At 54.0% G+C, this 9200-nt stretch carries 6 protein-coding genes; 1 reads left to right on the top strand and 5 read right to left on the bottom strand.

Going from position 1 to position 9200, the window contains the following annotated elements; translation table 11 throughout:
• From BMX68_RS25215 to BMX68_RS22915, 5 genes are all read right to left on the bottom strand, one after another.
• Positions 1-855: PoNe immunity protein domain-containing protein (locus BMX68_RS25215; protein ID WP_083400867.1), on the bottom strand; the 855-nt coding region annotated here is incomplete at its 3' end.
• Positions 856-858: 3 nt separating this feature from the next.
• Complete coding sequence (locus BMX68_RS22930; RefSeq protein ID WP_017133082.1) at positions 859-2379, bottom strand: hypothetical protein; 1521 nt, start codon at positions 2377-2379, stop codon at positions 859-861.
• A gap of 3 nt (positions 2380-2382) precedes the next feature.
• On the bottom strand, positions 2383-5319 hold the full coding sequence (locus BMX68_RS22925; protein ID WP_017133081.1) for a type VI secretion system Vgr family protein: 2937 nt from the start codon (positions 5317-5319) through the stop codon (positions 2383-2385).
• Between the two features lie 138 nt (positions 5320-5457).
• Positions 5458-6468 (bottom strand): PoNe immunity protein domain-containing protein, encoded by a 1011-nt coding sequence (locus BMX68_RS22920; RefSeq protein ID WP_074862651.1) that lies wholly within the window; start codon positions 6466-6468, stop codon positions 5458-5460.
• Between the two features lie 2 nt (positions 6469-6470).
• Positions 6471-7892: a hypothetical protein gene (locus BMX68_RS22915; protein ID WP_017133079.1), complete on the bottom strand. Its 1422-nt coding sequence runs from the start codon at positions 7890-7892 to the stop codon at positions 6471-6473.
• 586 nt (positions 7893-8478) lie between these two features.
• Between BMX68_RS22915 and BMX68_RS22910 the strand changes: the two genes are divergently transcribed.
• Positions 8479-9081: a BON domain-containing protein gene (locus BMX68_RS22910; RefSeq protein ID WP_017133078.1), complete on the top strand. Its 603-nt coding sequence runs from the start codon at positions 8479-8481 to the stop codon at positions 9079-9081.
• Positions 9082-9200: the final 119 nt, after the last annotated feature.

Below are 9200 nucleotides of genomic sequence, written 5' to 3'. Positions count from 1 at the left end.
GCCGGAGGCTTTGCGTGATATCGAACGGTTTTCAGATTGTGGCCGGCCCGGTGGGTTACTGACGCTGCGTGCATAATCCACTAGATCTTTTGGATAAAAAGGCATGTCGCGGTAACTGCTGTCGTCGATGTCAAGTAGGAAGGTGATAGCCCCGGCTTCCAGCGACCAATAACCTGGAAAAAACGCACTCTTGTGCCGATCATGATAGGGCTCTCGGCGGCTGGCCAAATACCACTCTTTTAGATATTGAGTTATTAGGGCGGATCGTTCTTCCGGGTTGGCCTGGAAGATTTTTCGAGTTTTACGGTAGGGCAGTTGTCGAGTGTAAATAGTGGAGCCTGGACGCCCAGATAAATAGGGCGCGACCAAATCTTCCAGCAAGGCATCCTGGTCATCGTTTTCATGAGAAAGAAGATCCATGATTTTAACTAGTTTATCGGTATGACCCAGCAGAATGGAAAAACATACAAGTTGTAATGCTTTCCAGTAGTAAGTGTCGTATAGGTCAAGATGAGGCATTTTATGCCCGTCATTGTTGTCGCTTACTTCAAATTCAAAGTTGCATTTGGCGAACTCTTGATAAAAAGTGATACACTCAGGCATGCGAGGAGCTATTTCGTTGTTGATGTTCACCCCGGCTGAATAGCTATAAATCATAAGATCCAAAGACTGCTCGGCCCTAATTTTTGCGGCCCATGCTCTTCTGAATAAATCGGGGATTGGGTATTCATTTATCCTTTCCGTAAAAGAAGGTTGTAATTTTTTCGCTTTGGATATGACACTCTCATAGTCTTTGTACGATTGCAGTGGTTCACGTTTTACGTTGTTCCATTCGGGTTTTGATAGTATTTTCAAGGGTCACCGGCCTAGAATTTCATCGGGTATATTAATAATTGGGAGTTGTGGTTTGTGAGTTTTTCCTTTTGAACGCTCGTGGGTTTCATATTGTTTTCCTGTAACCATAAAAATTTCTCGGTTATAGGGGAGGTTTCCCTGTCTCGCCACAGCCAGTTGTAAAGCGTCAATTATTTTAATTTTGTGACTGGCTGGGATCGTATAATCTTGTTGTATGGACAGTTCAATCCACCAATGACTCATCTGTCGCCCTTTAGTTTTTGTCGAACTGAGCGTGCCGGTTTGCTTATCCACGTCTGCCAACGCTTTTTCATTATCGATAGTGACGTAAGTGCTGCTCGGTGCATCCTTACTCATTGCTAGCTCAGGGTTGTAAGCCTGTTGATCACCCAGCACTTTGGCGGTATCGGCGCGCGTGCCTTCCACGACTTTCCTATCCCCCTCGCTCATTGCGGCCAGAAAGCTGAACTGTGCCCAAGTGCTGCCCTTGGTTTCGCCCACCGTGTAGGGCCTTCCTTTATGCTGACCAAACCATAGGTGATCGAGTCCTTGGCTGGTCACGGCAGATTGACGATGAGGTGTATTGCCTTTCTTCTTGCTGCTTTCCCATTCTTCGGTCAACCGCCCGTGGTCATTGATTTTTCGACAACTCGGCCGGGCGCTTTTTACGTAGTACTCGACGATATGTTCTGCCGGTACACCCGAGGCCCAGCGTTTGCGTTTGCTTTGGCGAATCTGGTGAACGGTGGGCGTCTGGCCTCGATTCGCAGGGTTCTTGCCGGTGTTGTCGACGATGGGCGAGTGTTGCACTTTGCTGCTGGCCGTGGTGGTCGTTGATGAGGGACGAGTCGCCATCGGTGGGGTCGGCAGGCTGCGTTGGGCACCGGAAACCTGCGCGGTACTCAGGACGTTGGGTTGTTGCAGTAGGTCATCCACGGTTTTTTTCAGTTCACCAGTGGCTTTTTGTAACATCGAGGGTGCTTGTTGCTTCAAGTTGCTCAATGTCTTGATCAACTCATGGGCTTGTTGTCGACCGGCCACCAGTTTTACCAGCCAACCATCGAGCGCGCTGATGAGGTTATCGAGCATGCTATTAAGCATTTGCAAGGCTTCGCGTTGGATCTTGCTCCAATCGAGGCTTTGCAGGGCGGCGCGTGGGTTGATGCGCGCATAGGTGCGCATGGCGTCGAACACACGATTAACGTTCTGCCCGCTACGGGCCAATTTGAAGGCCGCTTTAAAGGCGTCGCCAAATCCAGGAATACAGCCAATCAAGGTCACCAGTAGTTCTACCCAACTACCGATACTGTTGGGCGATGTTGTGAGGGTAATGATGCAGCGAATCAAGTCGCGCAGATCAAACAGTTGGCCGACCACTGGAACGCAACCGAGTACGGCGGTAACGATGGCATGGGACGGCGTATTCCCCTTGCCATCCAGCAAACCGGTTAGCCATTGGCCTGCGGTCTCGTCGGCTTGACGTATTTGGCGTGAAAAGGCCGGTGCGGAAGACGGGGTGTTCATCGATCAGGGCTCCTGTTCCGGGCGAGGTGCGGGGTGGTCTTTTTTATAGTTGGCTGCGTTGGAATCTGACTCATCCGGGAGCTGGTATTCAAGAAAGCCCTCATGCCCCAACTCCATGTTTTCTTCCTGCAACGTTGCGATTTCATCGTCAAAGAAATACTCCTTGAGGTGCGCCTGTTCGCTCGTTGAAAATTGTTCTAGTACTGACAAGGTTTCATGGTCGTTCTGAGGGGTTTGACCAAACGTCGGATTCTTTAGCGGGGGAATAAAGTCATCGGGCTGTGTGCGGTCGGTTTCTCCATATTCGACTTCAGCAGGAAAGGGCGGCGGATTGTCAATCACCGCAGTACCTTGCTCATTGAGCAGGCCCGCCAAGGTTTGACCATTACTGAAGCGCAGAGTGAAAGGGGCACCCGTGACAGGAGACTGATCGAGGTAGCGATACGCAAGACTGAGTACTGCGGGTGTTAGGCCATCAAACAGAATAGACGTATTGAATAATCCTTTGGCTCCACCCAACAACGGATGCTCACGGCCCTTGACGCTGAATATCCCTGGACAGGCGAAGAAAATGTCATTGCCTTGCAAGGTTATGCTGGTCTGGCCGACTTGAAGCACGATACCGGCCTTAGCCACCAGGTCGATCCGCCCCTCCTTTGCGATAAAAGTGGCTGCCTGATCGGCCAGGATTTCCATTCGCTCGGTATGCGCCCGCACGCTGACCGGGCCGTTTTGCGCGATGACCTTCGCGCCACCGGCAGCGGTGTACCAATGCAGACTGGCGCCGCTGATGCCCGCGATGGTTTGCCCGGCACTCAGGTGCAGGTCCTGTTGACTGGTCACCTGCATCTGCTGGTCGGCATGGCTGTTGCTGCTGGTGGGCGTGGCTGCGATCAGGTGGTCCGGGGTTTCCAGCACCATATGCGGTGCCTGGAAACACTCCACCGGCTGTTCACCGCCGGGCGGGGTGGTGCTTTGGCCGTTGACCTGCGCGGCGTGGTGCGCCGCCTGTCCGGGGTCCAGTTCATCGACCAGTGCGCGTTGTGCGTCGTGGGCGGCAAGGTTACCCGGCTGCGCCTGCTGGGCGGCCTGACTCAAACGGTCGGTGGTGGCCACGGCGGCGCGCAGTTGGCCGAGGGCTGAGGCCATCTGCATCTGGGCCGCATCGGCGGCGTGCTGAAGGCTGGTGGACAGCAGCAGCCCTTCGCTAGCGCGAAGCTGGTTCCAGCCATCGGTGGTTTGGGCAAAACCGCAGCCTTGGTAGGCGTTGCGTTTAGCGCCTTCGCAGGCAATCAGATAACCCACGGCGAAGGTGCTGCGGGTGGTGTCGTTGTGCAGTTGCTGACGCAGTTGGCCGTTAGCATCGTCCAGTTGCCAGTGGTTGGCAGGTTTGCCATCAAGGGCCAAGGTCCGCATGCCGCTGATTGTGCCGGCATGGTTCGCCGAGGCGTCGATGCCGGCACTGAACGGTGGCGACGCTGTGCCGTTGTGTAGCTCGGCAATCACCACCGATTGGTCGATATCGGCATGGACGTAGCTGATCAACACCTCACCGCCAATGCGCGGGGTAAAGTTTTGGCCGAAATGCGCGCCTGCCATTGTTTCAGCTACGCGGACCCAGGTGCCTGAGGTTTCGTTTCCAGGCGCGTGGGCGTTAGGGTTGCCTGAGCTGTAGGTGTCCTGCAGGCCGCCCGTCAGGGCGTGTTTGCCGCGCTGCCAAAAGAATTGCACCCGCACCTGATGGTCACGCGTACTGGTGATGACGTGCTGCTCGGCGCCCACCACCGTGGCCGTTTGCATACCTGGTGCCAGCGGTCGGGGAATGTGTGGAGGGACTACCGACACGGTCGGCGCCAAGGCGCTGAACTGGTTGGCATAGGTGCCGTTTTCCAGATCAGCCTGCCCCAGGCGTGCGGCCAGCCCAATACCCAAATTGTTGGTCGCGACATGCCGGACTTCGCGACAAATAAAGGGCAGGGTGCCCAGGTCCGGGTGTTTGTTCAGGGTATAGCGTTTGCCCGGTCGTAGCTGGCGCGTGGCGCTCTCACCCTGATAGCCATGGGTTTCCAGGCGGCGTGCATTCAAGTGCCGAGTAGCGGCTTGTCGTGCCTCGTCAAACGTCACAAAGGCGGTGCCGGGATTGGCGTCAAAGACCTGCAGCGGCGGCAGTGTAGGGCCTTTCTGGTGGGTGTCTGTCGCGGATCCGCTTAATCCCAGTAGTACCTTGTTGTTCCAGGTGCCGGTAACCGCTGCATGGCTGGTTATTTGCCGCTGTTCGCCCAGGCGACGGATGCCATCATCGGCCTGTAATGAATCCTCGCGGGTGAAGATCAGTGAACCGCCGTCGGCCCACGGACAGTCGCACTCAACGATGACCAGTTTGGCGTGGCCCTCTGCAACTTTCTCGTGTTCAAAATAAAAACTCAAGCCTTCTTCGGATAACAATCGCCGAACGAACTCGAAATCGGTTTCCCGGTATTGGGTACACAACGCTCGCTTTGGCAACCGCTGGCGCACGCGTGCATCCCAGCGGGCTTGCGGATAGTCGGCGAAAATCAACGTGATGATTTCCAACGCGTCCAAATCTTGAAAGATGAGGGTATTACGGCGTTGTTTAAGTGGGCTCAACCAACTGCCCATGTGCAGCCGATAGCGAGCGATATCACCGTCACTGCCCTGGCGCTCGGCGTTGATCACCGTGCCGTGCCAGTGTCGTTGCGAACCATCAATTTGCGCCAGTTGCAGGGTTATCGCGGTGCCTGGCAATACACTGAGGTCCAACAAGGCCGAAGGGCTCAGGCAATCGAGGGTGAACACCAATTCCTCGTTGAGGGCTTCGATCCCCTGCATGCGCTCAATCAGCAGCGCGTCGGGTAGTACGGTTTTCAGGTGCAGCAAACGATTGTGCTGCGATAACAACGCGGGCCAGTCAGTGTGCATGCAAAGATCCTTCAGGAAAAGTGAGCGGGAGGCGGGCAGCCCGTGTGGAAAGCGGGATCTCTTTCGACCGCATGCAGTGATACCCAACCATTGGCGTCGCTTTCATTTTTGTTCTCGTGTCGCCTTGTCAGTGGCTGTTCACAGCGTTGGGTTGGATTGATCTGGGCTCCACTGCCAGAACGTCAGGCCGTAGTCGCTGCCTTCTATTACGGGGAAGGCAGCGCCTTGCTGGAAGTAACGGCGGGAGTTGAGTCGGGCTGGGGTGAACCACCAGCCCGATTTCGGGCAGGGTTGTCCCGCTGCAACCCGATTTGCAGTAGTTTTGTCGGTTGCAGGTGGTGTGCTATTTGAGTATTCGGCGGCATGAGCCCGGCACCAAGCAACCAGGTCTTTGGGGTAGTAGAGGTATTTATGGAGGCTGCTGTCATCTTCGATGCCGAGCAAGATGACTGCCGCGCCCGCTTCGAAACTCCAATAGCCGTAGTAACCACCTTCTGCTTTATGGCTGTCGTGCCATGCACAGCCCGCTAAGTCTTTGTACCAACGCTTTAGAAAAATGTTGAGTTCTTTTAACTGCTTGGGATACTCATCTTCGGTCAGTGCATAAAACAGCGGCTCATAGGGTTTCAGTGCACAGAGGTAATCACTTTGGTAGCGTTTTTCACGCCCTATGGCGTGAATCATGAACTCTTCAAAAAGTGCGTCGGCGCCGCCATTCTCTCCCTCTACACCATCTTGTAATGCAGCTATTCGAGGCAATAAATCGCGGCGATGTAATAGAAAGCAGAGACCTATCAGTTGCATTAGGTTCGCATAATCATCAGTAATGACGTAGTCGAATACGGGTTCGTTATGGTCCCCGTAGAGTGCCCAAAGCCTTTCAGAATATACCTCGTAGGCGTTAATGATATCTTCAATTTGCTGGCGCAATGGCTCAATAGGCTCGCCCGCCGTATATTCAAGAAAGAGCTTTTCATATAGATTCGCTACAATGCGTCGCTGTGAAATCATCCAGCCCTCTTGTTCCGTGGCACCAGAGCCCGCTGGACGTTGCCGAAACATTTCTAGAACACCAGGAATTTCTGAAATTGTTTCTGAGTAATGGCGTTCACCGAGGAATTGTTGTCTTCTTTTTGAGTTGAAATTCATTTCTACCTCCCTGTTCTGTTTCGAGCTGGTGCGGTAAGGCCGGCTCGGTTATTGGCGACTCTCTGGATTTCGTTGTCACGCCACTCTCGTGTGGCCTCGTGAGTAGCATGCACAATAGAGATTACTGAGGCTCCAACTGAGTATCTAAGTAAAGCCTCCGAGTGAGCCACTGCTTGAGGAACAGAAAAAAACAAGATATGGCGTGAGTAACCATGACTTATTATTTTTTCACTTAGATTTTTTGATAAAACAGCCGATTGCAAGCGGCTTTCTATCCAAGCATTACTCATCTGCGTGACCTTTCCATTTACTTGTCTGACTTGTCCCGAACCACCACCAGTATTTCCGCCAGATCCAGTTCTCCGACGTACATTACCGCCACCATTTAGATTGCTTTCGATCTTATCTCCCGCCGCACCCAGCAACTGCCCCAATGACTTGGCCGGATTGAAACTGGCCTTGGCTTCGATAATGGCGTATGGCTTAGGTCCATCCGGTTTCCATACCGCATCAATCCCCCGTCCGCGAGGAATACAAGGCCAGAGTTGCACCATCCGGTGCTGGTCATTGAGTTTGGCCGGATTCTTCTCACTGTTATCGTGAGCTGCTTGTTCTTTACCCCAGCCCTTGACGTCCTGGCAGTAGTAGTCAGCCATATGCTCACCCAGCACTCCAAGCAGCTTCTGGTTGACCTGTTTAAATCGAGCGGTGCGCTGGGTATGGGCATTGGCTCGATTGGGTAGCACCTCATTGCTAGCGTCGCGTCGGGTGCTCCGACCCTCGCCGTGCCAGCTGTTGGGCTTGGTGTCTGGGGTTCCGACCGCCTGCTTGTTTCTGAGTGGCGCTTCGGCACTGGTTTTTCGCCCCTGGGCCAGCCAACCGTCGACTTCCTTTTTAAAGGCTGCGAACTGCCTGTCCAAGCCACCGCGAATGGCGTTGACCTGAGTGTGCATCTGTGGGGAAAGCTGGTTGAGCAGGCGTGGGTTGTTAAGGATCTCGTCCAGCCTGTTACGCAACGGCGCAAGGTCCATTACTTGCCGCAGCAGTTTTTCCGGATCACCGGAATAGAAACGCCGAATCATCGCCAGCAGATCGTCGACGTTCGCCGCTCCACTTTTGATCGCTCGCAACGAGCGTTTGGTGGCATCGCCGCCGCCCGGAATCAGGCCGATCAAGGCGGTAATGACATTGAACCAAGCCGCCGTGCTGTCGGGTTGGTCCGAGACCTCGACCAAACCTTTAATAATGTCGCGTGCATCGACGATCTGCCCCAATATCGGAATGCAGCCGATAGCGGTTTCGGCGAGGATGGCCCAGGGCGCGTTGTTATCGCCTTTGAAGAAACTGATGGATTGTTCTTTTAGGGAATCAAACCAGCCTCTACGCGGGCTGGGCGCTTTGGATACAGCAGACAGATCGGTCAAGTCGCTTCTCCTGACAGGGTGTTACGCAGTTTTTCTTGTTGGACGAGGTGCGCAGCAGGGCATCGCCTTCGCGGGTGGCCCAGTAGGTGTCGGTCATGACGGCGCGTTCCGTGCGGACAGGGACAGCCATCGGAACATGAACGAAGATCGGAGATTAAGAGGACGGCCTAACTATATGGCGTAGGAATAATCTCTATAAACGGTTGAAAAGGCTGACTTTACAACCTGAGGAAAACCTGTAAGGCGTTTGGCGATCTCATTGTCCTCTTCGCAAGCAAGCCCGGCTCCGACAACGGACGGTGTTCGAGCTTGATTCGACCGAAATTGGCTCATAGAACTCATCACACAGGCCACCAGGGGATGACGGTGCCCGATGGGTTGCCCAGGGCGCAAACGCGCAACTTGCATGCTGCTTGGCGAGCTGTCATGCAAAATGCACGACAGCGATTTTTTTGATTTTATTTAAGCTGTTGATTCATATGTATTTATTTTATTGCTGAGGATTGGCACAGCACCTGCACTCATATTGGCAACCCTGTCGCCAGGACTAAGGCGCAGATTTTTCAGAAGAACAGGAGTTACCTGTATGAAGAAGTTCGCTATCGCTGCCGCCACTGCCAGCGCTCTGACCCTGACTTTGGCCAATACCGCCTTCGCTCAAACCTCTCAGGCACCCATGGTTCTGGCTGCCGGTGAAGTGACCGAAGCCAAACAAGCCACCTCCGACACCTGGATCACGACCAAGGTGAAGAGCGATTTGCTGACCGAGAAGGGTATTCCTGGTTCGAAGATAAAAGTTGAAACCAACCAGGGCGTGGTTTCCCTGTCCTCGGACGAGAAGATCTCCGATGCTCAGAAAACCACCGCTATAAATATCACCAAGAATATTAAGGGTGTTAAAGCGGTATCGGCTGACGGCTTGCTTGCCGGCGGTGTCGCGCATCCCGACAAAATCGACCGTGCCAAAGAATCGACCTCCGACACTTGGATCACCACCAAAGTAAAGGCTGACCTGGTGACTGAAAAAGGCATTCCTGGCACCGACATCAAAGTCGAAACCAACAAGGGTGTGGTGTCGTTGTCATCAGACGTGGCGGTGACTGAAGCGCAGAAAACCACTGCTGTCGCTATCACCAAGAAAATCAAAGGCGTCCAGGCTGTTTCGGCCGATGGCCTGAAAGCCAACTGAGGTTCATCGGTTTCGCTGGAACCCGCTTTAGGGTCAAGCAGGTGGTGTTGCAGTGTACCTGCTGAACCTTGAGGTTCCGGCGACGGGTCGCAGGGAGTGACCCACCACAGGTCCCGACG

This window comes from Pseudomonas agarici, assembly GCF_900109755.1.
Classification (GTDB): domain Bacteria; phylum Pseudomonadota; class Gammaproteobacteria; order Pseudomonadales; family Pseudomonadaceae; genus Aquipseudomonas; species Aquipseudomonas agarici.
The sequence above is the reverse complement of the archived record's forward strand: the minus strand, read 5'-3'. Positions and strand labels throughout refer to the sequence as shown.